The sequence below is a fragment of the Streptomyces sp. JLSY215 genome (genome assembly GCF_059682825.1).
Window position 1 is genome coordinate 8,083,267 of sequence record NZ_CM185022.1, and the last position, 24,774, is coordinate 8,108,040.

Sequence of the window (24,774 nt, forward strand, 5' to 3'; positions counted from 1 at the left end):
CGTGGCATGCGGGGCCTGTGGAAACCAGGTCCTGTGCGAGAAGTTCAGCCCCGCCCACACCCAGGTGCAGTGGACCGGCGACGCGGCCGAGGCCTGCCCGCGGATCCGCGCCCGGGTGGCGGCGGGCGAACCGAGCGCCCGGGTCCGCTCCTGCGACGCGCTGCGCGAGAGCATCGCCCGCGCCGTCGAGGACGGGACGCTGACGGTGGACGACACCCGCGAGGCCGAGCAGGCGGGCGGCGCGTACGCCTACGCGGGCGTGGCGGTGACCGATGGCTGAGCCGCGCACGCACCGGCTGGTGATCGCCGAAGTGGTCGAGGAGACCGCCGACGCCCGCTCGCTGGTCTTCGAGTCCACCACTCAACTCCCTTACCGGCCAGGTCAGTTCCTGACCTTCAAGCTGCCCGGCACGGACGGGGGCGCGGTGAGCGCCCGCTGCTACTCCCTCGCCAGCTCCCCGCACACCGGCGAGCCGATGAAGGTCACGGTCAAACGGGTGCCCGGCGGCCATGGCTCCAACTGGCTGTGCGACCACGCCGCACCGGGCACCGAACTGGAGGTCCTACCGCCCGCCGGCACCTTCACCCCGCCCGGCCTGGACACGGACCTGCTGCTCATCGCCGGCGGCAGCGGCATCACCCCGGTGATGTCGATCCTCAAATCCGTGCTGACCCAGGGCCGGGGACGGCTCGTCCTCCTCTACGCCAACCGCTCCGAATCCGCCGTCATCTTCCGCGACGAACTCCGGGAGCTGACCGAGGACTACCCGGACCGGCTCCAGGTGATCCACTGGCTGGAAAGCCTCCAGGGCCTGCCCGCCGTGGACCGGCTGGCCACCGCGCTCGCTCCGTACGCCGGCCGGGCCGCCTACCTGTGCGGCCCGCAACCGCTGATGGACGCCGCGGAGGAAGCCCTGAGCGGACTCGGCGCGACCCGCGACCGGCTGCACCGCGAACGGTTCTTCTCCCTCAGCGGCGCCGCGTTCGAGGCGCCGTCCGCGGCGGGTGGGCCCGCGGCGGCAGCGGCTGCGGACGAACCCGGCAGCACCGCCCGGGTCGAACTCGACGGCGAGACCCATGAGATCAACTGGCCGTCGGGCACCCCCCTGCTCGATGCGCTGCTCGCCGCCGGGGTCGACGCCCCGTACTCCTGCCGGGAGGGTGCCTGCGCCGCCTGCACCTGCCGGGTACTGGACGGCGAGGTGAAGATGACACGCAACGAGGTACTGGACGAGGCCGATCTCGCGGACGGCTACGTCCTGGCCTGCCAGAGCCTGCCCCTCACCCCCCGGGTCGGCCTCACCTACTCTTGAACCGCACCCACTGACCCCCCGACACCCTGGCCACCGGCCGACCCTCACACACTCTCCGGCGGGGCACGCCCCGCCGGAGAACGACATGTCCGGAGAACGGCACCACCCCGCCGGTCACAGCCATTCGCTGTCCCGGATCCAGGCCATGGTGCTGTCCATCGCCGCCGGCGACAGCTTCGGCCCCGCGGGGGCGACGGGCCGGGGCGGCCGCTGCGGCTTCGCGGCCCGCCGCCCCGGCCCGAACAGCGACTGCCACACCGCCCGTGCGCAGTCCGTCACGGCCGGCGCCAGCCGCTCCAGCTCGCGATGCGCCCCGTTGCCGGACAGCGAGATCGCCGCGATCGCCCGGCCCGCCCCGCGCAGCGGTACCGCCACGCACGAGACGCCCCGGTACGCCTCCTCGCGGTCGAAGGCGATGCCGCGCTCGCGCGTCGAGACGAGCTCGCCGTGCAGCGTCTGCGGGCGGCTGATCGTGCGCGGCGTACGGGCCCGCAGCCCCCGCCGGATCACCTGCTCCACCAGCGCATCGTCACTGAACGCCAGGATCGCCTTGCCCGCCGCGGTGCAGTAGGCGGGCAGCCGGCCGCCGACCCGCGAAGGCACCGCGGTGTCCATCGCCCCGCCGATCCGCTCCACCACGACGACCTCCGCATCGTCCAGCACCGTCAGATGCACCAGATGCCCGGTGGACTCGTGGAGCGCGTGCAGATGCGGCAGGGCCGCCCGGCGCAGCCGGTGATGGTGGGAGGCGAGCGCACCCAGCTCCAGCACCCCCATGCCGAGGCGGTAGCCCCGGCCCTCCCGCTCCAGCCAGCGCAGCTGCATCAGCTGGTCCAGGATGCGGTGCGCGGAGGATCTGGGCACCCCCGACCGTTCCACCACCTCGGTCAGGGTGAGCCGCGGATCCGTACTGCTGAACGCGCTCATCACCCGCGCGGCCTTCTCCAGCAGAGACAGCGGCGGACAGCCGCCCTCGACGGACTGCTGCGACATCGGCCCACCTCCCACATGACTGGCGTTCATGGTGAACACCCCGGTCAGAGGTGCCTGGGGCGGGCCCGAGCAGGGTCGTGACCAGGTTCTTTCCGGGGTTGCGAGGAGACTGCCAGCCCTCCCGCTGAGTGGGAAGAGGGTATTTCGTTTCGGAATAGTAAAGCGTAGGTTCCCCCTACCCCTGTCGCGGGACGGAGCGGCAGGGGCCCATCCCGTACGACCCGAGAGGGGATGCGCATGCGCGACGACGACGTACTCGCAGCGGTCCGCGAACTCGCCCCGACCCTGCGCGAGCGTGCCGCGGAGGCCGAGGCGCTCCGCAAGGTGCCCGACACGTCCATCAAGGACCTGGAGGAGACCGGTTTCTTCCGGCTGCTTCAGCCCCAGGCCTACGGCGGACTGGCCGCCGACCCGCTGGTCTTCTACCGCTGCGTCAAGGAGATAGCCAAGGCCTGCGGGTCCACCGGCTGGGTGTCCTCCGTCGTCGGCGTGCACCCCTGGCATGTGGCGCTCTACGACCGGCGTGCCCAGGACGAGGTGTGGGGCGACAACCCCCACACCCGGATCTCCTCCTCGTACGCCCCCACCACCCAGGTCACCCAGGTCACCGGCGGCTTCAAGGTCTCCGGCCGCTGGCACTTCTCCTCCGGCTGCGATCACGCCGACTGGGCGCTCCTCGGCGGCCTGGTCACCGACAGCGACGGCAAGCCGGTCGAGGTCTACACCTTCCTGGTCCCGCGCACCGACTACCGCATCATCGACGTCTGGGACACCGTCGGCCTGCGCGGCACCGGCAGCAACGACATCGTCATGGAGGACGTCTTCGTCCCCGACCACCGGGCCCTGGGTTTCGGCCCGGTCAGCGCGCTCGACTGCCCCGGCCACCGGATCCACCCCGAACCGCTGTACCGGCTGCCGTACGCCGCGGTCTTCACCACCACCATCTCCACCCCCATCGTCGGCATCGCCGAGGGCGCCTACGACGGCTATGTCGCCGCCACCCGGGAGCGGTTCCGGGTCTCCTACGGCCAGAAGGTCGCCGAGGACCCCTTCGCCCAGGTGCGGATCGCCCGCGCGGCCAGCGACATCGACGCCGCATGGCTGCAACTGACCCGCAACATCGGCGAGTTGTACGACCTCGCGGTGCGGGGCGAGGGGATGCCGATGGGGCTGCGCACCCGCGCGCGGCGGGACCAGGTGCTCGCCACCGAGCGGGCGGTCGCCGCCGTGGACCTGCTGATGGAGAACGCCGGCGGCAGCGCCATGCGCACCGGCCCGAACCCGGTCCAGCGCGCCTGGCGCGATGTGCACACCGGCCGCGGCCACGCCGCCAACGACCCCGAGCGGGCGCTCGTCCTCTACGGTCAGGGCGCGCTCGGCATCGACATCCAGGACACGATGCTGTGATCACCTACGAGAGCACCTCGAAGACCGTGAAGGTCGCCAAGGCCGGCGGGCTGAGCCTGCACTACAACGAGGCGGGGCCGCAGGACGCACCCGCGGTGATCATGCTGCACGGCGGCGGCCCCGGCGCCTCCGGCTGGTCAAACTTCGGCCGCAACCTCCCGGTCTTCGCCGAGCACTTCCGCACCCTGCTGATCGACCAGCCCTGTTACGGCGCCTCCGACAAGCCGGAGTTGGGCCGGGACTTCTTCTCCTTCTCCGCCGCCGCCGTGGCGGCGCTGATGGACCAACTCGGCCTGGAGAAGGCCCACTTCATCGGCAACTCGCTCGGCGGCGGCACCGCCACCCGGATGGCCCTCGACCACCCGGACAAGGTCGGCAAGCTCCTGCTGATGGGTCCCGGCGGCATCTCCGTCAACCTCTTTTCGCCCGACCCGACCGAGGGCATCAAGAAGCTCTTCGCCTTCAACGCCGCGAGCGGTTCCGGCGAGCCCACCCGCGAGCAGATGCGGGACTTCCTGCTGACCATGGCGTACGACCCGGCGATCGTCACCGACGCCTTCGTCGAGGAGCGCTATGCGCAGGCCATCGACCCCGAGGCCCGGCTCGGCACGGCCCGGATGGGCGCCTCGTTCGCCAAGTGGCCCCAGGACACCATGCTGTGGCGCGAGGCGTACCGCATCACCCACCCCACGCTGATCACCTGGGGCCGGGAGGACCGCACCAACCCCCTCGACGGGGCGCTGGTCGCCCTCAAGACCATCCCCGACGCGCGCCTGCACGTCTTCCCGCACTGCGGCCACTGGGCACAGACGGAGCGGTTCGACGAGTTCAACCGCCTCGCCATCGACTTCTTCTCGCACTGAGTGACACCGGAACACCGAGGGACTTCACCATGGACATTCGCTCTCTGGGCTATCTGCGCATCGAGACCGCCAAGCTCGCCGAATGGCGCACCTACGTCCTCGACATCCTCGGCATGACCGAGGCCGAGGGCAGCACGGACGAGGTGCTGCACGTCCGTATCGACGACCGCATCCGCCGCTTCTCCTTCGTCGCCGGAGAGCAGGACCGGCTCATCGGCGCCGGCTTCGAGGTCGCGAACGCCAGGGCGCTGGCCGAGGCCGCCGCCGAACTCGAGGCGGCCGGTGTCGCCGTCAAGCAGGCCGACGAGGCCACCCTGGCCGAGCGCCGGGTGCAGGGCCTGATCCACTGCGAGGACCCGGCCGGCAACCCCCTGGAGATCTACTGGGGCCAGGCCCAGGACCACACCCCCCTCGGCACCCCCTACGGCAACCGCTTCGTCACCGGCGACCACCTGGGCCTGGGCCATGTCGTGATGCCCGCACCCGATATGGACGCGGCCGTCGACTTCTACGAGAACCTGCTCGGCTTCCAGCTGCGCGACCGGATGAAGCTGCCGCCCGTCGCCGTCCCGACCGGCGAGCCGGGCCGCGACTTCTACTGGATGAACTTCCTCAGCCCCAACGCCCGCCACCACAGCCTCGGCCTCTACCCGGGCGCCCTCCCGCCCGGCATCGTCCACTTCATGGTCGAGCTGGAGAAGCTCGACGACGTCGGCTTCTGCCTGGACCGGATGAACAAGGCGGGCATCCCGATCGCCTCCTCGCTCGGCCGGCACTCCAACGACCACATGGTGTCGTTCTACGCCCAGGCCCCCGGTGGCTTCCAGGTCGAATACGGCTGGGACGGCCTGATCGTCGACCCGGCCACCTGGACCACGAAGGAGATCACCTCCGACAGCTTCTGGGGCCACCAGTGGAACGGCTGATCGAGCCCGCGGCATTCCGCGACATCATCGGGCGCTTCGCCAGCGGCATCACCGTCGTCGCCACCCTCGGCGACGGCGGCCGGCCCGCCGGTCTGGCCTGCCAGTCCTTCGCCTCGCTCTCCCTCGACCCGCCGCTGATCATGCTCTGCGTCGGCAAGTCCTCGACGAGCTGGCCGACGATCGAGGCCGCCGGACGGTTCGCCGTCTCCATCCTCGCCGAGGAGCAGCGCGACATCTGCGCGGCGCTCGGCCGCTCCGGCCCGGACAAGTTCGCCGGCATCGACTGGCGCGCCTCCGTACACGGCACCGTGCACATCGACGGCGCGCTGGCCACCGTGGACTGCGCGCTGGAAGCCGTCCACGAGGCGGGCGACCACTACGTCGTCACCGGGCGGGTCACCGAACTCGCCGCCCGCGACGACGGATCGCCGCTGCTGTACTTCCGCAGCGCCTACGCCGCCGGAGCGTTCTGATGCCCCTCGACGCCGCGAAGCTCACCGGCGCGCCGCCCGTCCGGACACAGGTGACGTGGGACGACCGCGAGGTGCGGCTCTACCACCTCGCCCTCGGCGCGGGCGTCCCCGAGACCGACGAGCGCGAACTGGCCTATGTCTACGAGCGGCACCCCCGCGGCCTCGCCGTACTGCCGACCTTCGGCACGGTCGCGGGCGGCACCGGCGGCATCGGCTTCCAGGTCTTCGACCTCCCCGGAGCCGATATCGACCTGGCCCAGGCGCTGCACGGCGGTCAGGAGATCACCGTGCACCGCCCGCTGCCCGCCGCCGCCCGCGCCACCGCCGTCACCCACGTCCCCGCCGTGTACGACAAGGGCAAGGCCGCCGTCATCGTGCAGGAATCCACCCTGTACGACGAGGACGACGAGCCCCTGCTGACCCAGCGCAACCAGATCTTCGTGCACGGCGCCGGCGGCTTCGGCGGCGACCGCGGCCCCTCGCAGCGCACCGCCGCCCCCGACCGGGCCCCCGACCATGTCCTCGACGTGCCGACGATGCGTCAGCAGGCCCTCCTCTACCGCCTGACCGGCGACTGGAACCCGCTGCACGCCGACCCGGCCACCGCCCGCGCGGCCGGCTACGACCGCCCCATCCTGCACGGCCTGTGCACCTTCGGCATCGCCGTCAAGGCCATCACCGACCGGCTGCTGCACTGCGACCCCACCCGGGTCGCCGCCTGCCGCACCCGCTTCGCCGGGGTCTTCTTCCCCGGCGAGACGCTGCGGCTGCACATCTGGGAGGACGCCGGCGGCCTGGTGTTCCGGGCGAGCGCGGCCGACCGCGACGAGGCGCCGGTACTGACCGGAGCGAGCGTCACCCTCAGCAGTCCTCCGCACCGAACGGAGCCCCGATGAGCAAGAGCTGGGACCACACCTACGACGTGGTGGTCGTCGGATCCGGCGCGGCCGGCCTCGCCGCCGCCCTCACCGCCCGGCTACGGGGCCTGAGCGCCCTGGTCGTCGAGAAGACCGCGTTCTACGGCGGGTCCACCGCCCTGTCCGGCGGCGCCATCTGGGTGCCGACCAACTTCCACCTGGACGCCGCGGGCCTGGGCGACACCCGGGAGAAGGCCCGCGCCTACCTCGACGCCACCGTCGGGGACCGCGTACCGGACGCCCTCAAGGACGCCTACCTCAGCAACGGCCCCCGTATGGTCCGGGAGTTCCACGACCGCACGGACGTGAAATTCGTCTACACCCCCGGCTACTGCGACTACTTCCCCGAGCGCCTCGGCGGCTACCCGCAGGGCCGATCCATCGAGCCGGCCATCTTCGACTTCAACCGGCTCCAGCCCGAAGCGCGCCGCACCATGCGCCGGGCCGGTCTGCCCACGTACGGGCTGACCATCACCAGCTACGACTTCCGCTACCTCAACATGGTCGCCCGCACCTGGGCCGGCCGCCGCACCTCCCTCAAGGTCGGCCTGCGCGCCGCCAAGGCGCTGGCCACCCGCAGCAAGCCGCTGTCGCTGGGCGAGGCGCTGATCGCCCGGATGCGGCACTCCCTCGACGGCCTGGGCGGCCAACTGTGGCTGTCCTCGCCCCTGACCGGCCTGGTCGAGGAGAACGGCCGGATCACCGGCGTCCGCGTCCGGCGCGACGGCAAGGAGGTCACCGTCGCCGCGACCGGCGGCGTCGTCCTCGCCTCGGGCGGCTTCTCCCACAACCAGGAGCTGCGCGAGAAGCACCTCCCGGCCCCCACCTCCACGGTCTGGTCCTCGGCCTCGGAGCAGCAGACCGGGGACGCGCTGGAGCTGGGCATCGAGGCCGGCGCCGCCACCGACCTGCTCGACAAGGTCTGGGGCGCCCCCTCCGTCGTCCCCCCGGGCGAACGCCCCTTCTTCCTGGTCGCCGACCGCGGCATCCCCGGCATGGTCATCGTCAACCAGGCGGGCGACCGCTACGCCAACGAGGCCGCGCCGTACAGCGAGTTCGTCGACGAGATGTACGCCCACCACACCCCCGAGGCGTCCACCGTCCCCTCCTGGCTCATCCTCGACGCGCGCGCGAAGTCCCGCTATCTCTTCCTGGGCCTCTTCCCCGGACAGCCGTTCCCCAAGAAATGGCTGTCCGGCGGCTTCATCGAGAAGGCGGACTCGATCACCGAGCTGGCCGGCCGCACAGGCATCGACCCCAAGCGCCTGAACGCCACCGTCGACCGCTTCAACACCTTCGCCCACGCGGGCCGCGACGCCGACTTCCACCGCGGGGAAAGCGTCTACGACCGCTACTACGGCGATCCGACCCTGCCCAATCCCAACCTCGCCCCCTTGTCCAAGCCGCCCTACTACGCCATCCCCGTACACCCCGGGGACATCGGCACCAAGGGCGGCCTGGTCACCGACGGCACGGCACGGGTGCTCCGGGAGAACGGCAGCCCGATCGAGGGGCTGTACGCCTCCGGCAATGTGTCCGCGGCGCCGATGGGGGAGACCTATCCGGGGCCGGGGGCGACGATCGGGCCGGCCATGACCTTCAGCTGGTCGGCGATCAATCACCTCGCGGAGGCACTCCGTACGAGCTGACGCCGCGCGCCCCACGCCGGGACCCGCCCGGCGTGGGGCGCCGCACTAAGGGCGGGGCCCGATGACCTCGCCCGCGTCGTCGCGCACGCTGATGGCCATGGCCGGACAGCAGTCCGCGGCGTCCAGCGCCCGCTCGTCCGCCCCGATCTCGTCGTTCACCGGGCGCGAGGAGCTCTCACCGAGGACGAACAGCTCCGGCGCGATGTTCGCGCACATCCCCGACGCCATGCACTGGCGGGAATCGACCGCCACCTTCCACGTCATCGGCGCTCACCACCCCACCGGCATGACCCGTGGGCCACGCACCAGCATCTGGCTCTTCCACTCCACGTCCCCGGCGACGTGCAGGCGGGGGAAGCGGCCGATCAGCGCGCCGATCGCCTCCTGGAGTTCGAGCCTGGCGAGCGGCGCGCCCAGGCAGTGATGCACACCGTGCCCGAACCCCAGGTGCTGATTGCCGCCCCGGGAGATGTCCAGCTTCCCCGGCTCGCTGAAGCGCAGCGCATCACGGTTGGCGGCACCCACCGCGACCAGTACCGGGTCGCCCGCCCGCACCAGCGTGCCGCCGACATCGATGTCTTCCTTCGCGTAGCGTGCCTGGCCGGCGCCGCTGCCCAGCGGAACGAACCGCAGCAGTTCCTCCACGGCGCCGCCGATCAGCTCCGGACGCTCGCGGAGCAGCGCCAGCTGTCCGGGGTGATCCAGCAGCGCCAGCACGAAGTTGGGGATCTGGGTGGCGGTCGTCTCATGGCCCGCGACGAGGATCCCCACACACAGATCGACGAGTTCCAGCTCGGACAGCCGGTCGTCGACGTCCCGGGCGTCGATCAGCGCCGTCATCAGGTCATCGCGCGGCTCCCGGCGATGATCCTCGATCAACTGGCCCATATAGGCGCGCAGTTCCTCGAGATTGGCGTCGAATTCCTCCGCCGTCAGTGAGCTGGTGGACAGTGCGGCATCGCTCCACACCCGAAAGCGCGGCCGGTCCTCGGCCGGCACCCCGAGCAGCCGGCAGATCACCGCGACGGGAATCGGCAGCGCATACCGGTCGACGAGATCGGCCGGCGGACCGGCCGCCTCCAGCTCGTCCAGCAGCTCGTGCGTCAGCTGCTTGACCTGCGGTCGCAGCTTCTCGACCTGGCGGACGGTGAAGGCCTTGGCGACCAGCGAGCGCAGCCGGGTGTGATCGGGCGGATCCATGCCCAGGATGCCGCTGCTGCGGCGGCCCTCGGACTGCCGGGGCTCGTCGTGCAGCGCCCCCTCGGCCCGGCTGAAGCGCAGATCACCCAGGACCAGCCGGGCATCGGCGTACCGCGTGACGAGCCACGCCGGCTCCCCGTAGGCCATCCGCACGCGCAGCAGCCCGGGACGGCTGCGCACCCGCTCGTACTCCTCGGCGAGGTCGAGGCTCTCGGGCGTGTTGAAGGGGTAGGACAGTGGTGCTGTGTCGGCCATGGTCATGGAGACCTCCCTCATGTAAGCACCTGCTTACACAAGGTAGGCCGCTCCCTCCGGAGTGGTCAACGACGCAATATGGCCGTCATGGTGACGCGCCGACGAGAGGAGCGTGGCAATGGAGGAGACCCCGCAGGACACCGCCGAGCGCACCGGCACGGCCGCCGCCGGTGCGGCGCCCGAACGCCGCCGGGACGCGCAGGGCACCCGGCGACGGCTGCTCGACGCCGCGTCGCAGCTGTTCGCCGAGCGCGGCTACGAACGCGCGACCGTACGCGATATCGCCGCCCGCGCCGGCGTCAACCAGGCCCTGCTCTTCCGCTACTTCGGCACGAAGAAAGCCCTGTTCGGCGAGGTCATGGCGCGTGGCGGCCAGGAGCAGCTGCGGGCCACCCCGCCGGACCGGCTCTTCGAGACCGCCTTGCGCGGCATGCTCGCCGACGACGGCGCCGCCAAGGACCGCTCGCTGGAGGTCTGCCTGCGCTCCATCGGCGGCAGCGACGAGATCGCCGAGGCGCTACGGGGCCTGGGCGAGGAGTACGCGGAGGTGCTGGCGACCCTCGCCCGCGCCGAAGACGGCGATCTGCGGGCCGATCTGGCGCTCTCCTGGCTGCTCGGAATTGGCTTGATGCGAGTGGTTGTCGGGAAAGAGCCACTGGCAAGCGCCGACCCGGACACGATATGCGCCCTGGCCGGCGGCGCCCTGACCACCCTGCTGGAGGGGCCGCCGGAGGGCCGGGAATAGCCGCGCCGTTGCCTCCTGCCCGCTGCGTCAGCGGCAGAGCCCCGCCTCGTTCATCCACTCGACCGGAGGGTGGATCAGTTGGCGCTCGGTGCCCGGCCGTTCACCTCCTCATGGATGCGGCGCAGATCGGCGGTGAGCGTGTCCAGCCAGATCACGCAGTCGACGAGCAACGCCGCGGAAAGGGCGGGCAGGCCGTCCCCTTCCATGCCGTCCCCGTCCCCTTCCATGCCGCCCCCTTCCATGCCGCCCCCTTCCGCGCCGTCGCCGTCCGACGGGACGGGGGCGACGGACGGCAGCCCGTGGAAGTCGAGCGCGGCCGCGTCCGGGAGCGCAGCGGACACGGCCCCCGTGCACAGCCGCTCGGCGAGCGCGCGATAGCCGTCGGCCGTCTGCCCGGCCGCCTGACGCAGCCAGTCACCGACCGCCGGATCGGCGATCCGTCCGGGCCGTCCCGGCAGCAGCCGCTCGCCGCGCCGGGCATGCGCCCCGGCGGCCAGTACGGCCGGCCAGTCCATCTGCCGGGCGGTCTTCTCCCGAGGCTCGCTCTGATACTGCGTCAGGCTCTCCTCGGCCAGGATCAGGGCGCGGTCCGTGGCGACGACACCGGCGCCGGAGTCATTGCGGTCCGGGCCGACGGCGGTCCGCGCCACGACCCGTGCCGTGGTCCGCCCGACGGCATCGGCCACCGCCGCGCACACCCCCGCCATGCTCCGCCGCAGCTCGCTGCCCGCACCCCGCGGCCACGCCAGCAGCCCGCAGGCCAGGCCGATCAGGCTGCCGGTGAGCACATCCGCGAAGCGGGTCGGCGCCAGGTGCCACGTCACGGGCGCGACCTGCGCGAACAGCGTCGCGACGACCAGCGTAAAGCCGCCCTGCGCCCAGGCAGGACCCCGCAGCGGCCCCAGGGTGAACGCCGAGAACATCACGACCGGCAGCACGAGCGCATACACCGTGTTGCGGTCCTGGACGAGCGCCAGCAGCCCCCCGGCCGCGACCGCCCCCACCAGCGTGCCCAGCAGCGCCCGCCGGACCACGGAGCGGGTCTCCAGAGTGGTCGTGCGGGTGAGCGTCAGCGTCGCCAGGAGGACCCAGAAGCCGTGCGACAGATCGAGCACCCCGGCGATCGCCCGCGCCGCGGCCAGACCCAGCGCGAACCGGCAGGCGTTCTGGAAGATCACCGAGCGCGGGGTGAAATGCGTGGACAACCGCAGCCACCACCGCTGGGGGCCGCGCACCCGCGCATACGCGAAGGCGTGCCCCGCCCGGTCCGCACCGACCGTACGGTCCCCGCCCAGCAGCCGGGTCGCCAGAACCAGCACCACCGCGGAGTCCGCCGCCTGCACCGCCAGCGCCCGGCGGCGCAGCGAGACCAGCCGGTCATCGGCGCCGAGCCGCCCCAGCGCGGCCACCGCCCGGCGCGCCCGCACCGGGTCCAGCTCGTCCTCCAGCGCCGCCGCGGACGGAGCCGGCCGCCCCTCGCGCAGCGCGCGCGCCGCCTGCCGCACCGCATCGCCGATCCCCTGCAGCAGCGCCGCCGTCTCCGCCTGGAACGAGCCGGACGCCCCGGCCCCGCCGTGCAGCGCGGCCAGCTGGGCCAGCAGCGTGCGCACCGCCTCGGCGGCGTGCCGCATGGCCTTGTGCGCCAGCGTGGGGGAGGCGGGCAGATCGGCGGGCGGCACCCGGGAGGGACGCAGCCGGTCACCGGCCGAGCGCGCCCGCGCGAGCACACCCTGCGGCGCGGGACAGGCATGGTGGTCCGCCAGCTCCGCGGCCGCATCCGCGGCATCGGCCAGCAGCGCCCGGAACGACGGCGTCGCCGGCTCCGGCAGGATGAGGACCTCCGCCGCCGCCAACAGCACCACCCCCAGCAGGAACCCGAAAACCCGCTGGTCCAGAGTGTCCGGCGCATACGGCGGGAAGCACGGCAGGATGTACAGCAGCTGCATCCCCGGCGCCGCCCCGGCGATCCGCGGCCCCGCGATCCCCGCGTAGGCGACCATGAAGCCGATGACGAGCATGCCGAGGACGGCCGCCCAGGTGCGCACCGCAAGCAGCGTGCCCAGCGTGACGAGCGCCGTTCCCGCCGGGATCGCCATGAGCAGGGTCGCGGCGCGCTGCCGCCCCGACCCCGGGACCTGGGCGAGCGCGCCGAGCGCCACCACCGCGAAGGTGGCGTACAGCGCCATCACCAGCGCACCGAGGCCGTAACGGCAGAGGTAGAAGGCGGCACAGGCGGCCACCGTCACCCGCGCCGCATTGCCCACCACGGCCCGGTGTTCCCGCAGACCAGGTCCGCCACGTTCCACCCCTCCACTATTGGCCGCCCGGCGCCGCGCCGCACAGCGGACCGCTTCCGGGGCGGCTCGCCGGGTCCGCCGGGCCCTGCCGGGTTTGGCGGACCCGCCCCCGTCTACGTACAGTTCCGCCGAAGCGTGAACAGGCACTTTGCAGCGAACACACAATCCCAGGAAAGCGGCGCAGCGGCGATGACGGTGACCGAGGAAGGCCGGGCCGCGGGCGCGGCCATCGACGTGGAGCGGATGGCGATCTGCCTGAGCGTGCTCGAGGAGCTCGACGCACTGCCGCTCGACCACCCGGACGCGATCACCATACGGCGCGCCACCGCCGGGATCTTCCGCAAGGTCAAGCAGCGCCGCCGCCAGGAGCGCCGGGCCGCCAAGACCGCCAACGACAAGGCGGTCACCGCGGCCACCGCCACCGGGGCACCCGACCGCATCGACGACGAGACCCAGGGCCTGGCCCTGACCAGCTCCGTGACGTCCGAGATAGCCGGGGTCCTGGAGCGGCCCCGGTCCTGCTACGTCTGCAAGAGCCGCTACGTCGAGGTCGACGCCTTCTACCACCAGCTGTGCCGCACCTGCGCCGCCGAGAACCGGGCGCGCCGCGATGCCCGTACGGACCTCACCGGCCGGCGCGCACTGCTCACCGGCGGCCGCGCGAAGATCGGCATGTACATCGCGCTCCGCCTGCTGCGCGACGGCGCGCACACCACCATCACCACCCGCTTCCCCAACGACGCGATCCGGCGCTTCACGGCCATGCCGGACAGCGCGGAGTGGCTGCACCGGCTGAAGATCGTCGGTATCGATCTGCGTGACCCGGCCCAGGTGATCGCCCTCGCCGACTCGGTCAGCGCCGAGGGCCCCCTCGACATCCTGATCAACAACGCCGCGCAGACCGTCCGCCGTTCCCCCGAGGCGTACGGACAGCTGGTCAGCGCCGAGTCCGCCCCGCTGCCCGCCGGTGAGCTGCCCGCCTCCCTCGTGCTCGGCCACTTCGGCAGCGGCGCCCCCGCGGCCCTGCCCGCCGCCGCGGGCGAGGACGGCGGCCTGTCCGCCGAGCGCCTCACCGCCCTCGCCCTCACCAGCGGCTCCGCCTCGCCCGCCCGGATCGAGGCGGGCACCGCCATCGACGCCGGCGGACTCGTCCCCGACCTGCACGCCACCAACAGCTGGATCCAGAAGGTGGACGAGGTCGACCCGGTCGAGCTCCTCGAGGTCCAGCTGTGCAATATGACCGCGCCGTTCCTGCTGGTGAGCAAGTTGCGCCCGGCGATGGCGGCCGCGGCGGCCCGCCGTAAGTACGTCGTGAACGTCTCCGCCATGGAAGGCCAGTTCAGCCGCGGCTACAAGGGCGCCGGCCACCCGCACACCAACATGGCCAAGGCGGCGCTGAATATGCTCACCCGCACCAGCGCCCGCGAAATGCTGGAGACCGACGGCATCCTGATGACCGCCGTGGACACCGGCTGGATCACCGATGAGCGCCCGCACCCCGACAAGATGCGCCTCGCCGACGAGGGCTTCCACGCCCCCCTCGACCTGGTCGACGGCGCGGCCCGCGTCTACGACCCGATCGTCCGCGGCGAACTCGGCGAGGACCTGTACGGCTGCTTCCTCAAGGACTACGCGCCCGCGGCCTGGTGACGCCCGGGGACCCGGGAATCGGTGGCCGCCCGCGGCGCATCGTTCCGTACGGGAGGCCGGGACGAGGTCCTGATCTTTGTGGCTTCTGCCAGTACGAGAGCCCGCCCGGATTCGTGAAGACTGCCCGTCAGCGGCCGTGGCCTGCCCCGTAGTCGGGGGGCCGCGGCCAAGGGCATGACACACACGGGGAGGACGGCGCCATGGGCGTGCAGCAGTATGACGTGATCGGTGAGGCGTACGAGGGCTTCAAGGCCCTGCCGCTGGAGCAGTACGCGGCGGTGCCCAGCTTCCTGGCCATGGTCGGGGACGTACGCGGCAAGTCGGTCCTCGACCTGGCCTCCGGCACCGGGTTCTACAGCAGGGAGTTCAAGCGGCGCGGCGCCACGGAGGTGCTCGGTGTCGACATCTCCGGCGAAATGATCGCCGTGGCCCAGGGGTTGGAGGAGCGCGATCCGCTGGGCGTGCGCTACGAGGTCGGTGACGTCTCCGAACTGCGCTCCCTGGAGCAGCGCTTCGACGTGGCCGTGGGAGTCCAGCTGCTCAACTACGCGGAGGACATCGCCACCATGGAGCGGATGTGCCGCAACGTACACCGGAGCCTGAAGCCCGGCGCCGAGTTCTTCATGGTCAACCAGTCGCCCGACTTCCGGTTCGACGGGCCGTCCCCGGAGAAGTACGGCTTTCGCAGCGAACTGGCGGGCGGGGAGGCCGAGACGGGACCGCGCGTCCGGACCACGGCGCTGCTCGACGGCCACCCGGTCAGTTTCGTCTCCACACTGCCGCGCCGCGAGGTCCGCGAAGAGTGTCTGCGTACGGCCGGGTTCAGCGAGCTGACCTGGTCCCAGATGGAGGTGTCCCACGCCGGTATGCGCAAGTTCGGTGCGGACTACTGGGCGGACTTCCTCGCCAACCGCCCCCTGGAGATGCTGCGCTGCCGCGCCTGACGACCGACCGGACCTCCCGGTGACCCGGCCTCCGGAATGCGCCCCAACAGGGGCCGGGTCACCGGCCGTCGGACCGGGCCGCTGAGCGGACCCGGCGGGAACTCCGCCGTCGCGGCCTCCTGCCCCCCTATCCCTGGCTCTGCGGGACGTCCTTGACGAACACGATGCCGTCACTGTCCGCCAGGTGGGCGGGGTCGAACGAGGCGTAACCGAACCAGGGGGACACACGGGGCGCGGGCAGTGTGTCGCCGAGGGCGGTGGCCAGCCGCCGGGCGTCGACGACGCAGCGGTCCTCCGGGAGCGCGTAGAGGAGTCCCTCGACGGTGTCCGGCGGCGGGGTGTCCACTCCCTGGTGCCGGATCGTGCCGAGGGCCGTGGCCACGAAGGCGTACTCCGCACCGAGCTGGGCGCTCACCAGCGCACCGGCGCTCCACCACTCCACCGGCCCCTGCCACATCTGCATGCTGCTCTTCTCCCGCTGGAGATGGGAGTTGTGGGCGTGGACGAGTACCGGACCCCGCGCGGCGAGGGCGAGGAGGTTGTCGGCCATCATCAGATCCCGCAGCGCGCACAGCCGGGTCATCCGGGCCGCCGAGGTGTCGGCCATCCAGTGGTGGTAGCGCAGCAGGCCGGTGGCGGTGCGCCCGTACAGGTGCGCCCGGAACCGGTCGTCCCGGGAGTCCGTCCGGAGCAGGTGCGGCGTCTGCTGGTCGAGCAGTGCCACCAAGTCATCGGCGAGCAGCCGCAGTTGACCGGCCTCGGCCGACTGCCCCACGGACTTCGCCGGGTCCGTCATCGCGTCGGGGTCGCTCCACCGCTCGTCGGCGCCGAGCAGACGGTCGAGGGTTTCCGCGGTGCAGGGGAGCAGGTCCGCGTCCACCCGGGCCGCGAGGTGGCCGTGGAGTGCGGTGAGGGCCTGCCGGGGGCTCGCGGCGCCGGTGATCTCCAGCGGGCCGTCGAAACCGGCGAAACGCAGCTGTTCGGCCGCGGGCCGACCGTCGTTGTAGTCGCGCATCCAGCGCACGAGCTCGCGGTTGGCCGCCGAGGTGCCCCAGCCGTGACTGATTCCGCGCTCCACGACCTCATCGAGGGTGCCCGTGCCCGAGGTGACGTAGTCGTCCACGACCAGACCCATCATGCAGTCGCTCTCGATCGCGATCGTCCGGTAGCCCTCCTGCTCGACGAGCTGCCGGAAGAGCTCGTTGCGCAGGTCCAGCAGTGTGTCCTCGCGGTGGGTCGGCTCGCCCAGGGCGAGCAGCCGGGGCCGGGCCGGGAGCAGTCGCATGACCGCGGCCGCCTCGACGGCATGGGTGGTGTCCTTGATGTCGGTAGCCATGCCATCAACGGTATCGTTGAACCTTCGGTGGAAACTTTTCCGCGATATCGTCGGTTCCATGGCGCGAAACCTTCAAAATGGCGAGCGGCTCAGGCCGATTGATCTGGCGCGCGGGCACGGTCTGTCCACCCAGGCGGTCAGGAACTACGAGGAGGCCGGCATCCTTCCGGCCGCCGGTCGCACCGCCCACGGCTACCGCACCTACACCTCGCTGCACGCGGGGGCCCTGCGCGCCTTCCTCGCCCTGCTGCCCGGCCACGGCCACCGGACGGCGACGGCGATCATGCGGGCGGTGAACGCGGGCGCGGCCGAGGAGGCGTTCCGCCTCATCGACGAGAGCCACGCCCAGCTCCTCGACGACCGCCGCACCCTCCAGGCCGTGGAGAACGCCCTCCGCGACCTGGAGCCCGCCCCGGCGCCCGAGCCCGGTGCGGGGTCCGGGCCGGGCTCGGCGTCCGCGTCCGGCGGCATTTTCATCGGGCCGCTGGCCGGGAAGCTCGGAATCCGGCCCGCGACGCTGCGCAAATGGGAGCGCGCCGGGCTGGTGCGCCCGCGCCGGGACCCGCTGACCGGATACCGCGTCTACGACGAGGCCGACGTCCGGGACGCCCGGCTGGCCCACCAGCTCAGGCGGGGCGGCTATCTGCTGGAGCAGATCGCCCCGCTGCTCACCCAGGTGCGGGCGGCCGGCGGGCTGGAGCCGCTGGAGGCCGCACTGCACGACTGGCACGGCCGGCTGTCCGCCCGCGGACGTGCGCTGCTGACCGGGGCCGCCGAGCTGGAGGCGTATCTCCGCGCGCGGGAATGAGGTGGCGGAGTGCGCCCGCCCAACGGCACGCCGGACCGCTGCGCGCGCGGATCGACGGACGAGCGGGCGACGGCGAACAACAACGTTCCACCGCAGGTCAGTTGGACTGCGTCGGAAGGCCGCGGGCCGCTATCGTCCGGCGGTATGCACAGCACCGAGCCGTTCATCGACGATGCCACCGACCATCGCGCCTGTTGGTTCTGCCCCTCCCTGCGCCTGCCCCCGGGCGGCTTCGATGTGCTGGAGGGGCCCAGCCATGACTATCCGTTCGATGCCGCGGACGGATTCCGATACCACCGGGTGACGCGGGTACCGGCGTGCGTCCACCCCGAGCGGATCGGCCTGGAGGCGGGCAAGTACCGCTCCGAGGGCCGGATGCCGGAGCTGCCCGAGGCCGTCGCGGCGCCGGTACCGGCCGTCGACCCACTGCCGCCCCGCGAGCCCGATGCCACCCCCGCGCGGGCATTGCTCCAGCGGCGGACGAGGCGGACGAAGCGACCCGCCCGCCACGAACTGGCGCCCTTCGAGGGCCCGTTGCCGCCGGGCGTCCCGGACCGGATCGACGACCTCGCCCCCTGGATCCACTCCTTGCTGGCCGACGCAGGGCCCGACAGCCTCGCCGACACCCTGGCCGGCGCCGAAGCGGCCGCCCGCGAACGCTTCCCGGACGAGGCCGTGGTCGGCGTACTGCGCAGGGTGCTGGCCGGGGGCTGAGGGGCGCGGCGCGGCCGGAGGAGCTGGGCGAGCCCGTCGCGAACGGTTCCCGCTCGCCCCGGTGGCGGGACATGGCAGATTCAACCAGGGCCGTGGCTAACATTTTGACGGGCAGTCACATCCATGCCCGCCCGCTCGGCCGATGGTCATGAGCCCGTGTCACGAGCCGGACGCGAAGTCCGCATCGCCATGGCTGAACGCCGGCGCGGCCGCTCCCGTATTACTCCTCATCACTCATCCTCTGAGGAGGGGCATATGTCCGAGCCCATCACCCCGCCGCTGACCGCCCTGCCCGACGGAGAGGCCGAACTCCGTGTGGTGCTCCGGTTGCAGTGGGAGGACATCGCCGCGCTCGGCCAGGAGGCCGGGCGGCTCGCCGTGCAGATGAAGCGGCCGGTGACGCTCGACGAGGCCGCCAGTCACCGGTTGCGCGGCCGTCCGTCCGCGGCCCCGGTCAAGCCCGTGGCGCAGGGGCGGGAGCGGCCGCAGCCCGCCGTCGCGCCGGCGCCCGTGTCGCCGCTGCCCGCCCGTTCCCCGGGGGAGCAGGCCCGGCAGGCGATCGAGAAGATCACCGGGGGTGCGGGCCAGGGGACGGCCTGACCCGCCGGGCTCCCCGCGGCGCGGGTGCGGGGAGCCCGACGGCGTGGTCCGGGTCCGGCTCGCGTCTCAGGACTGAGGCCGCTTCCCGTGGTTGGCCGCGTGCTTACGGCGGGACTTCTTCTTGCGGCGTCGCTTCGAGGACATGCCGGCTCCTTTCTCGATGGTGGCGCATTGGTCTACTTTCTACCATTTCACCCCATTGGTGGCCCGGTCTCGGCCCGGCCATGTCCCACGGGGCCGTAGCCGCCCGGCCCCGGCCCCTGCCCCGCCCCTCGGCCCGGTGCCGGCCGCGCTCACGCCTCCGCCGGTGGCCGGCGCAGCACGTACAGGCCGACGCACACCACCAGCGCGATCACACAGCCGGCGAACGTCAGGCCCGCGCCGCGCAGGCCCAGCGCGAGCGTGAGCGCCCCGACGCCGACGACCGGCAGCGAGATGCCCAGGTAGGCGACGAGGAAGAAGGCCGAGATGGTGCCGCCCCGGTGCTCGGGCGGCGCCGCGGCGCTGACGGCGGTCAGACCGGCGCGGAAGGCGAGGCCCTGCCCGGTGCCGCCGCACAGCGCGCCGATGACCAGTACCGGCAGCGACTGCACCGCCAGGGACGTCCCCACCAGCACCAGTCCCACCGCCAGCACCAGACAGCCGCCCGGCAGCGCCCGCCGCACCCCCAGCCGTCCCGTCAGCAACTGGCCGAGCGTGGAGCCCAGGAACACGGTGCAGACGATCACCCCGGTCACGGCCAGGTCGTGCACCTTCAGCGTCTGCCCGACGAAGCCGGGCGAGACGGCGGTGAACAGGCCCAGCAGCGAGAACCCGGCGAACGCCGCGACCGCGCAGGGCGTGAACACCCCCCGTACCTCGGGCGGCAGCCGCAGCCCGTCCGGCCGCAGCCGCACCGGCCGCCGCGGCGTGCGGACGGTCTCCGGCAGGAGCCAGGTGACCACCGCCGCCACGGCCAGCAGCAGCAGATGCGCCAGGAACGGCAGTGCCAGCGGCCGGGGCGCGTACTGGGCCAGGACACCCGCGAGCAGCGGACCGCAGCCCAGACCGCCCATGTTCGCGGCCGTCGCGGCGAACCCCGCCCGCCCCTCGTGGCCGGGCTTCGCCAGCTCCAGCACGGTGGCGGTGGCGGCGCCGCTCAGCAGCCCCGCGGCAAACCCGGACAGCACCCGCCCCGCGAACAGCGCAATCAGCCCACCCTCGAAGAGGAAGCACAGCGCGCTGGCCGCGGACAGCCCCAGCGCGCACAGCAGCACCGGACGCCGGCCGACCTCGTCGGAGACATGGCCCGCCACCAGCAGCACGGTGATCACCCCGATCGCGTACGCGGCGAAGACCACCGTGACCATCAGTTCGGAGAACCCGAGCTGCTGGCGGTAGAGCCCGTACAGGGGGGTGGGCAGCGTCGTGCCGGCCATGCCGATGGCGAACACGCCCGCGGCCGCGACATACCCCGGGCGCCGTCTCTGCTTGCGACCTGTGTGAAGGGACATGGCGACAACGGTAGGAGCAGGGCGTACAGACTTGGCGCTCCATCGCGCCTATCTTGTGGCGTCATGGACCGCATCCCGAGCGAGACTCCGGACGAGGCGAACCCCCTCAGCCACCACACCCTCGAACGGCTCCGGCGGCGCACGAGCATGAAGTGGCGCCGGTATCCGCCCGACGTCCTGCCGCTGTGGGTCGCCGAGATGGACGTATCGCCGCCCCGCCCGGTACTGCGGGCGGTCGCGGACGCGATGGCGCTCGGCGACACCGGATATGCGTACGGGACGGGCTACGCCGAGGCGCTGGCGGAGTTCGCGCGGACGCGGTGGGGCTGGGACGGGCTCGCCGTGCAGCGGACGGCGCTGGTGCCCGATGTGATGCTCGGCGTCGTCGAGATGCTCAAGCTGGTCACCGGCCCAGGGGACCCGGTGGTCGTCAACTGCCCCGTCTACCCTCCCTTCTACCAGTTCGTCGGCAACATGGAACGGCGCGTCGTCGAGGCGCCGCTGGGCCAGGACCTGCGGATCGACTTCGCCGCGCTGGAGGAGGCGTTCCGGCGCGCCGTCGTGGGCGGGCGGCGGGCCGCGTATCTGCTGTGCAGCCCGCACAACCCGACCGGCACCCTGCACACCGCCGAGGAACTGACCGCCGTCGCCGCACTGGCCGAAACCCATGGGGTACGGGTCGTCGCCGACGAGATCCATGCCCCGCTGGTGGCCTCGGGGGCCGCCTTCGTGCCGTATCTGAGCGTGCCCGGCGGGGAGCGGGGCCTGTCCCTGCTGTCGGCGTCGAAGGCCTGGAACCTGGCCGGACTCAAGGCCGCCGTCGCCGTGGCCGGCCCCGCGGCCGCCGGGGACCTCGCGCGGCTGCCCGAAGAGGTCGGCCACGGCCCCAGCCACATCGGGGTCATCGCCCACACCGCCGCCCTGCGCGACGGCACCGCCTGGCTCGACGCCCTGCTGCCCGGCCTCGACCGCAACCGCCACCTCCTCGCCGGCCTGCTGGCCGAGCAGCTGCCCGCCGTCCGCTACCGGCCGGGCGAGGCCACCTTCCTCGCCTGGCTCGACTGCCGTGACCTCGGACTCGGCGACGACCCCGCCGCCGTCTTCCTGGAACGCGGCAGGGTGGCCCTGAGCTCCGGTACGGCCTTCGGGACCGGGGGAGCGGGGCACGCCAGGCTCAACCTGGCGACCTCACCGGAACTGATCACGGAGGCCGTACGGCGCATGGCGGCCGCCACCACCGGCTGATGCCGCGTCAAGGCGTCACGGCATCACGGCGTCCCCGCGCCGACCGGCGCGCCGGCCCCCGCCCGCGTGCGCTCGGCGAGCCGTCCCAGCAGCCGGGCGCGGTGCCCCTCGTCCGCGGCCAGCGCGAGCGCCGTCCACGCCATCGCGAGGCCGCCGTCGAGCACCGCGCGATCCGCGCCCGCCGTGATGCCGTGGCGGGTGAACTCGGGGTTGTGCATGATGGCGCCGGCGCAGTCGTAGCCGATCATGGGATGGATGGTCGGCAGGACATGGGAGACATTGCCCATATCGGTCGAGCCGCCGCGCAGAGCCGTATCGCGCGGTGCGACGGTGCGGCCGAGGGAGGTCGCGGCGGCGCCGTACAGGCGGCTCATCTCCAGGTCCTGGCGCAGGTCCGCATAGTCGTTGCCGACGGCCTCCAGGGCGAGTTCGGCGCCGGTGGCGAGGGCGCCCGCCTCGAAGCAGGCGCGGATGCGGGCCTGCAACTCCCGCAGCTCCTCCAGGGTTTCGGCCCGGCAGTCGTAGGCGGCGGTGGTCCGGCCCGGGATGACATTGGACGCCTCGCCGCCCGAGGTGACGATCCCGTGGACGACGCCGCCCGGCACCATCTGCTGCCGGTACGCACTGATCGCGACCTGCGCGATCATCATCGCGTCGGCCGCATTGACGCCGCGGTGCGGCAGGGCGGCCGCATGCGCCTCCCGGCCGGTGTACGTCACCTGCCAGCTGCTGATCGCCAGGGCGTTCATCCCGATCGCGTCGGACGGCGCGGCGTGCACCATCATGGCCGCCGCCACATCGTCGAAGACGCCGCCGCGCAACATGTCGGCCTTGCCGCCGCCGTACTCCTCGGCCGGTGTGCCGAGCAGCTTCACCGTGACGCCGATGTCGTCGGCGACGGCGGCGAGCGCCAGCGCGGCGGTCACCGAGGCGGCCCCGTTGACGTTGTGCCCGCAGGCGTGCCCGATGCCCGGCAGGGCGTCGTACTCGGCACAGATCCCGATCACCAGATCGCCCGACCCGGCGGTGGCCGAGAACGCCGTCGGCAGATCGGCGACCCCGCGCTCGACCTGAAAGCCCGCGCCCTCGACGAGATCGGCGATCTTCTTCGCCGACCGGTGCTCCTCATAGGCGAGTTCGGGCTCGGCGTGCAGGCTGTGGCTGAGCGCGATGACGTCGTCCTGGCGGCTCGTGACGGTTTCCCGGCAGCGTTCCCGCAGGGCGGCCGTGGCGGGGCCCGCGCCCAACGACGCGTCCATCGCGTCCGTCTCGCTCATCACCATGCGTCTCTCCTTCGTTGGGGTCGGTCGGGCGGGGTCAGCGGGACCCGGGCCCGTCAGGGGTGCGGCCGCGGCGGTACAGCAGCGCGATGAGCGCGCCGGCCAGCGACACGGCCGCGCAGATCGCCCACGAGTGGGTGTAGGCGGTGACGGCCGGCAGCGGCCGGCCCGCGGCGGTCTGCGCGGCGAAGACGGACAGCACCACGGCCGCGCCGAGCGAGCCGCCAACATTGATCAGCAGCTCATTGATGCCGGAGCCCACGGAGGTCTGGTGCTGCGGCACCGCCTCCACGGCGAGGGTCCGGGTGGCGTGCTGCAGCAGCCCGCTGCCCAGCCCGACGACCGCGGTGAAGACGAGATACGGCAGCAGCGTGCGGTGCCAGGCGAAGGTCGCCAGATTTCCGGCGGCCATCAGCAGCGAGCCGGTGACCAGCGTCAGCCGGTCGGAGATCCGCCCGGCGACGGACGGCGCGATCAGCGCACCCAGCACCAGGGCCAGCATGTTGGGCAACAGGGCGAACGCCGTCATCAGCGGGGAGAGCCCGAGCCCGTAACCGGCCTCGGCGCGCGAGGTGCTGAGGAAGACCGGACTGGCGACCAGCAGCCCGAGCATGCAGGAGCTGAAGGTGAGCGTCACCAGCGCCACCACGACGACATTGCGTCGGCGGAAGAGCCGTACGTCCATCACCGGCTCGGCCGTGCGCAGCTCCACCAGCACCCAGATGCCGGTCACCACCAGTCCGCCGACGAGGCTGCCCAGGGTCTTCGGCGAGGTCCAGGCCCAGCCGGGGGCGCCGCCCTGCCCGAGCCCGAGCATGATCGCCACCAGGCCGGTGCACAGCAGCACCGCGCCGACCCAGTCGGCCCTGCCGTCGGGACGCGCATCGCTCTCCGGCAGCAGCGGCCAGGTCACCGCCATCGCGATCGTCACGGCCAGCGCGGGCACCCACAGGGCGGCGGTCGGCCGGGCCACGTACTGGGCGATCAGTCCGCTGCACACCGTGCCGAGCGCGAGCCCGCTGACCAGAGCGGCGACCATGAAGCTGATGCCCCGGCGGTTCTCCGCCGCGGTGCGGCGGTTGCGCACGATGCCGACCAGCAGGGGGAAGAAGCCCGCGAAGGCGCCCTGCAGCACCGAACCCGCGAGGAGCAGTCCGAAGGACCGGCTCACGCCCACCAGCACCGAGCCCAGCAGCACGATGGCCAGGTTCCAGCGCAGTACGCGGCGGTGTCCGTGCAGATCGCCGAGCCGGGAGAGGACGGGGGTGAAGGCGACGCTGGCGAGGAGATTGGCGACGCTGATCCAGTTCAGCTGGGCGACGGTGACGTGCAGGGTCGCGGTGAGCCCCTTGAGCAGCGGGCCCAGGAAGCCCTGGGTGACGCCGCTCGCCAGCTCGACCAGGACCAGGCTGATGATCACGGCCGCCGCCGGGGTCGTACGACGCCCGCCTCCGGCGGCCCCGCCGGATCCGGCGGGAGAGGTGAGCCCAAGGGCTCCGGTCTCGGTCATGGAGGGTGCCGCACCTGTTCTGTGAGGGCACGCGGGGGCAGTGCCGTGCCGGACGTGCCAGAAGGGGAAGCCGCCACGGTGGCTGAGAAGGGCCGGTGGCGGAAAGTGCTGCCCAATGTGGCGGGGGCGGCGTACCCTCGGCAATATTCGACCGTA

General features: G+C 72.6%; 24 protein-coding genes. 15 read left to right on the top strand and 9 right to left on the bottom strand.

Annotated features, from left to right (window positions below; translation table 11 throughout):
• The first annotated feature begins 1 nt into the window (after position 1).
• The gene (locus tag AC5677_RS35885; RefSeq protein ID WP_497192063.1) at positions 2-280 is read left to right on the top strand and encodes a hypothetical protein; all 279 of its coding nucleotides are present in this window, start codon (positions 2-4) and stop codon (positions 278-280) included.
• Complete coding sequence (locus AC5677_RS35890; protein WP_497192064.1) at positions 273-1,313, top strand: 2Fe-2S iron-sulfur cluster-binding protein; 1,041 nt, start codon at positions 273-275, stop codon at positions 1,311-1,313. The genes AC5677_RS35885 and AC5677_RS35890 overlap by 8 nt, the downstream gene beginning before the upstream one ends.
• A gap of 114 nt (positions 1,314-1,427) precedes the next feature.
• Here the strand turns inward: AC5677_RS35890 and AC5677_RS35895 are convergent, their stop codons facing one another.
• Positions 1,428-2,306 (bottom strand): IclR family transcriptional regulator, encoded by an 879-nt coding sequence (locus AC5677_RS35895; protein ID WP_497192065.1) that lies wholly within the window; start codon positions 2,304-2,306, stop codon positions 1,428-1,430.
• Positions 2,307-2,543: 237 nt separating this feature from the next.
• Here AC5677_RS35895 and hsaA point away from each other — a divergent pair, with 237 nt between their 5' ends.
• Genes hsaA through AC5677_RS35925 form a run of 6 tightly spaced genes read left to right on the top strand, consistent with a single transcriptional unit; the run spans position 2,544 to position 8,541 of the window.
• Complete coding sequence (gene hsaA, locus AC5677_RS35900) at positions 2,544-3,713, top strand: 3-hydroxy-9,10-secoandrosta-1,3,5(10)-triene-9,17-dione monooxygenase oxygenase subunit (protein ID WP_497192066.1); 1,170 nt, start codon at positions 2,544-2,546, stop codon at positions 3,711-3,713.
• Positions 3,710-4,576 carry a 4,5:9,10-diseco-3-hydroxy-5,9,17-trioxoandrosta-1(10),2-diene-4-oate hydrolase gene (gene hsaD, locus AC5677_RS35905; protein ID WP_497192067.1) on the top strand — a complete coding sequence of 289 codons (867 nt, stop codon included), beginning with the start codon at positions 3,710-3,712 and terminating at the stop codon, positions 4,574-4,576. Before hsaA ends, hsaD begins: the two co-directional genes overlap by 4 nt.
• 29 nt (positions 4,577-4,605) lie before the next feature.
• Positions 4,606-5,502, top strand: a complete 897-nt coding sequence (locus tag AC5677_RS35910; protein WP_497192068.1) for a VOC family protein — start codon at positions 4,606-4,608, stop codon at positions 5,500-5,502.
• Positions 5,490-5,975 carry a flavin reductase family protein gene (locus tag AC5677_RS35915; protein WP_497192069.1) on the top strand — a complete coding sequence of 162 codons (486 nt, stop codon included), beginning with the start codon at positions 5,490-5,492 and terminating at the stop codon, positions 5,973-5,975. Before AC5677_RS35910 ends, AC5677_RS35915 begins: the two co-directional genes overlap by 13 nt.
• Positions 5,975-6,871 carry a MaoC/PaaZ C-terminal domain-containing protein gene (locus AC5677_RS35920; protein ID WP_497192070.1) on the top strand — a complete coding sequence of 299 codons (897 nt, stop codon included), beginning with the start codon at positions 5,975-5,977 and terminating at the stop codon, positions 6,869-6,871. Before AC5677_RS35915 ends, AC5677_RS35920 begins: the two co-directional genes overlap by 1 nt.
• On the top strand, positions 6,868-8,541 hold the full coding sequence (locus AC5677_RS35925; protein ID WP_497192071.1) for an FAD-dependent oxidoreductase: 1,674 nt from the start codon (positions 6,868-6,870) through the stop codon (positions 8,539-8,541). The genes AC5677_RS35920 and AC5677_RS35925 overlap by 4 nt, the downstream gene beginning before the upstream one ends.
• A gap of 45 nt (positions 8,542-8,586) precedes the next feature.
• Here the strand turns inward: AC5677_RS35925 and AC5677_RS35930 are convergent, their stop codons facing one another.
• The gene (locus tag AC5677_RS35930; RefSeq protein ID WP_497192072.1) at positions 8,587-8,805 is read right to left on the bottom strand and encodes a ferredoxin; all 219 of its coding nucleotides are present in this window, start codon (positions 8,803-8,805) and stop codon (positions 8,587-8,589) included.
• Between the two features lie 6 nt (positions 8,806-8,811).
• Complete coding sequence (locus tag AC5677_RS35935) at positions 8,812-10,002, bottom strand: cytochrome P450 (protein ID WP_497192073.1); 1,191 nt, start codon at positions 10,000-10,002, stop codon at positions 8,812-8,814.
• Between the two features lie 112 nt (positions 10,003-10,114).
• On the opposite strand from AC5677_RS35935, the gene AC5677_RS35940 reads away from it, so the two are divergent.
• Positions 10,115-10,741, top strand: coding sequence for a TetR/AcrR family transcriptional regulator (locus AC5677_RS35940; protein WP_497192074.1), 627 nt, complete (start codon positions 10,115-10,117; stop codon positions 10,739-10,741).
• A gap of 74 nt (positions 10,742-10,815) precedes the next feature.
• Here the strand turns inward: AC5677_RS35940 and AC5677_RS35945 are convergent, their stop codons facing one another.
• Complete coding sequence (locus AC5677_RS35945) at positions 10,816-13,047, bottom strand: FUSC family protein (protein WP_497192075.1); 2,232 nt, start codon at positions 13,045-13,047, stop codon at positions 10,816-10,818.
• A gap of 180 nt (positions 13,048-13,227) precedes the next feature.
• Here AC5677_RS35945 and AC5677_RS35950 point away from each other — a divergent pair, with 180 nt between their 5' ends.
• Positions 13,228-14,688: an SDR family oxidoreductase gene (locus tag AC5677_RS35950; RefSeq protein ID WP_497192076.1), complete on the top strand. Its 1,461-nt coding sequence runs from the start codon at positions 13,228-13,230 to the stop codon at positions 14,686-14,688.
• A gap of 200 nt (positions 14,689-14,888) precedes the next feature.
• Entirely contained in the window at positions 14,889-15,632 is a 744-nt protein-coding gene (locus AC5677_RS35955) for a class I SAM-dependent methyltransferase (protein ID WP_497192077.1), read from the top strand.
• Between the two features lie 127 nt (positions 15,633-15,759).
• On the opposite strand, the gene AC5677_RS35960 is transcribed toward AC5677_RS35955, so the two are convergent.
• Entirely contained in the window at positions 15,760-16,968 is a 1,209-nt protein-coding gene (locus AC5677_RS35960; RefSeq protein WP_497192078.1) for an erythromycin esterase family protein, read from the bottom strand.
• Between the two features lie 58 nt (positions 16,969-17,026).
• Between AC5677_RS35960 and AC5677_RS35965 the strand changes: the two genes are divergently transcribed.
• From AC5677_RS35965 to AC5677_RS35975, 3 genes are all read left to right on the top strand, one after another.
• A complete protein-coding gene (locus AC5677_RS35965; protein ID WP_497192079.1) occupies positions 17,027-17,776 on the top strand; it encodes a TioE family transcriptional regulator in 750 nt (249 codons plus the stop codon).
• Positions 17,777-17,920: 144 nt separating this feature from the next.
• Positions 17,921-18,490, top strand: a complete 570-nt coding sequence (locus tag AC5677_RS35970) for a hypothetical protein (protein WP_497192080.1) — start codon at positions 17,921-17,923, stop codon at positions 18,488-18,490.
• Between the two features lie 255 nt (positions 18,491-18,745).
• Positions 18,746-19,090, top strand: a complete 345-nt coding sequence (locus AC5677_RS35975; RefSeq protein WP_497192081.1) for a hypothetical protein — start codon at positions 18,746-18,748, stop codon at positions 19,088-19,090.
• A gap of 66 nt (positions 19,091-19,156) precedes the next feature.
• On the opposite strand, the gene AC5677_RS35980 is transcribed toward AC5677_RS35975, so the two are convergent.
• Positions 19,157-19,234 carry a 50S ribosomal protein bL37 gene (locus tag AC5677_RS35980; RefSeq protein WP_373287922.1) on the bottom strand — a complete coding sequence of 26 codons (78 nt, stop codon included), beginning with the start codon at positions 19,232-19,234 and terminating at the stop codon, positions 19,157-19,159.
• Between the two features lie 149 nt (positions 19,235-19,383).
• On the bottom strand, positions 19,384-20,583 hold the full coding sequence (locus AC5677_RS35985) for an MFS transporter (RefSeq protein WP_497192082.1): 1,200 nt from the start codon (positions 20,581-20,583) through the stop codon (positions 19,384-19,386).
• A 63-nt stretch (positions 20,584-20,646) separates the two neighbouring features.
• Between AC5677_RS35985 and AC5677_RS35990 the strand changes: the two genes are divergently transcribed.
• Complete coding sequence (locus AC5677_RS35990; protein ID WP_497192083.1) at positions 20,647-21,828, top strand: MalY/PatB family protein; 1,182 nt, start codon at positions 20,647-20,649, stop codon at positions 21,826-21,828.
• Positions 21,829-21,851: 23 nt separating this feature from the next.
• Here the strand turns inward: AC5677_RS35990 and AC5677_RS35995 are convergent, their stop codons facing one another.
• Both AC5677_RS35995 and AC5677_RS36000 read right to left on the bottom strand, forming a co-directional pair.
• Positions 21,852-23,111, bottom strand: coding sequence for an amidohydrolase (locus AC5677_RS35995; protein WP_497192084.1), 1,260 nt, complete (start codon positions 23,109-23,111; stop codon positions 21,852-21,854).
• Between the two features lie 34 nt (positions 23,112-23,145).
• Positions 23,146-24,618: an MFS transporter gene (locus AC5677_RS36000; RefSeq protein ID WP_497192085.1), complete on the bottom strand. Its 1,473-nt coding sequence runs from the start codon at positions 24,616-24,618 to the stop codon at positions 23,146-23,148.
• Positions 24,619-24,774: the final 156 nt, after the last annotated feature.

Bases quoted from the DNA above. Each gene is read 5' to 3' on its own strand.
- AC5677_RS35995 (WP_497192084.1), bottom strand. From the start codon at position 23,111: ATGGTGATGAGCGAGACGGACGCGATGGACGCGTCGTTGGGCGCGGGC.
- AC5677_RS35975 (WP_497192081.1), top strand. From the start codon at position 18,746: ATGTCCGAGCCCATCACCCCGCCGCTGACCGCCCTGCCCGACGGAGAG.
- AC5677_RS35935 (WP_497192073.1), bottom strand. From the start codon at position 10,002: ATGACCATGGCCGACACAGCACCACTGTCCTACCCCTTCAACACGCCC.
- AC5677_RS35965 (WP_497192079.1), top strand. From the start codon at position 17,027: ATGGCGCGAAACCTTCAAAATGGCGAGCGGCTCAGGCCGATTGATCTG.
- AC5677_RS35920 (WP_497192070.1), top strand. From the start codon at position 5,975: ATGCCCCTCGACGCCGCGAAGCTCACCGGCGCGCCGCCCGTCCGGACA.
- AC5677_RS36000 (WP_497192085.1), bottom strand. From the start codon at position 24,618: ATGACCGAGACCGGAGCCCTTGGGCTCACCTCTCCCGCCGGATCCGGC.
- AC5677_RS35990 (WP_497192083.1), top strand. From the start codon at position 20,647: ATGGACCGCATCCCGAGCGAGACTCCGGACGAGGCGAACCCCCTCAGC.
- AC5677_RS35925 (WP_497192071.1), top strand. From the start codon at position 6,868: ATGAGCAAGAGCTGGGACCACACCTACGACGTGGTGGTCGTCGGATCC.
- AC5677_RS35895 (WP_497192065.1), bottom strand. From the start codon at position 2,306: ATGTCGCAGCAGTCCGTCGAGGGCGGCTGTCCGCCGCTGTCTCTGCTG.
- AC5677_RS35960 (WP_497192078.1), bottom strand. From the start codon at position 16,968: ATGGCTACCGACATCAAGGACACCACCCATGCCGTCGAGGCGGCCGCG.
- AC5677_RS35955 (WP_497192077.1), top strand. From the start codon at position 14,889: ATGGGCGTGCAGCAGTATGACGTGATCGGTGAGGCGTACGAGGGCTTC.
- AC5677_RS35985 (WP_497192082.1), bottom strand. From the start codon at position 20,583: ATGTCCCTTCACACAGGTCGCAAGCAGAGACGGCGCCCGGGGTATGTC.
- AC5677_RS35970 (WP_497192080.1), top strand. From the start codon at position 17,921: ATGCACAGCACCGAGCCGTTCATCGACGATGCCACCGACCATCGCGCC.
- hsaA (WP_497192066.1), top strand. From the start codon at position 2,544: ATGCGCGACGACGACGTACTCGCAGCGGTCCGCGAACTCGCCCCGACC.
- AC5677_RS35940 (WP_497192074.1), top strand. From the start codon at position 10,115: ATGGAGGAGACCCCGCAGGACACCGCCGAGCGCACCGGCACGGCCGCC.
- AC5677_RS35910 (WP_497192068.1), top strand. From the start codon at position 4,606: ATGGACATTCGCTCTCTGGGCTATCTGCGCATCGAGACCGCCAAGCTC.
- AC5677_RS35890 (WP_497192064.1), top strand. From the start codon at position 273: ATGGCTGAGCCGCGCACGCACCGGCTGGTGATCGCCGAAGTGGTCGAG.
- AC5677_RS35930 (WP_497192072.1), bottom strand. From the start codon at position 8,805: ATGACGTGGAAGGTGGCGGTCGATTCCCGCCAGTGCATGGCGTCGGGG.
- AC5677_RS35950 (WP_497192076.1), top strand. From the start codon at position 13,228: ATGACGGTGACCGAGGAAGGCCGGGCCGCGGGCGCGGCCATCGACGTG.
- AC5677_RS35980 (WP_373287922.1), bottom strand. From the start codon at position 19,234: ATGTCCTCGAAGCGACGCCGCAAGAAGAAGTCCCGCCGTAAGCACGCG.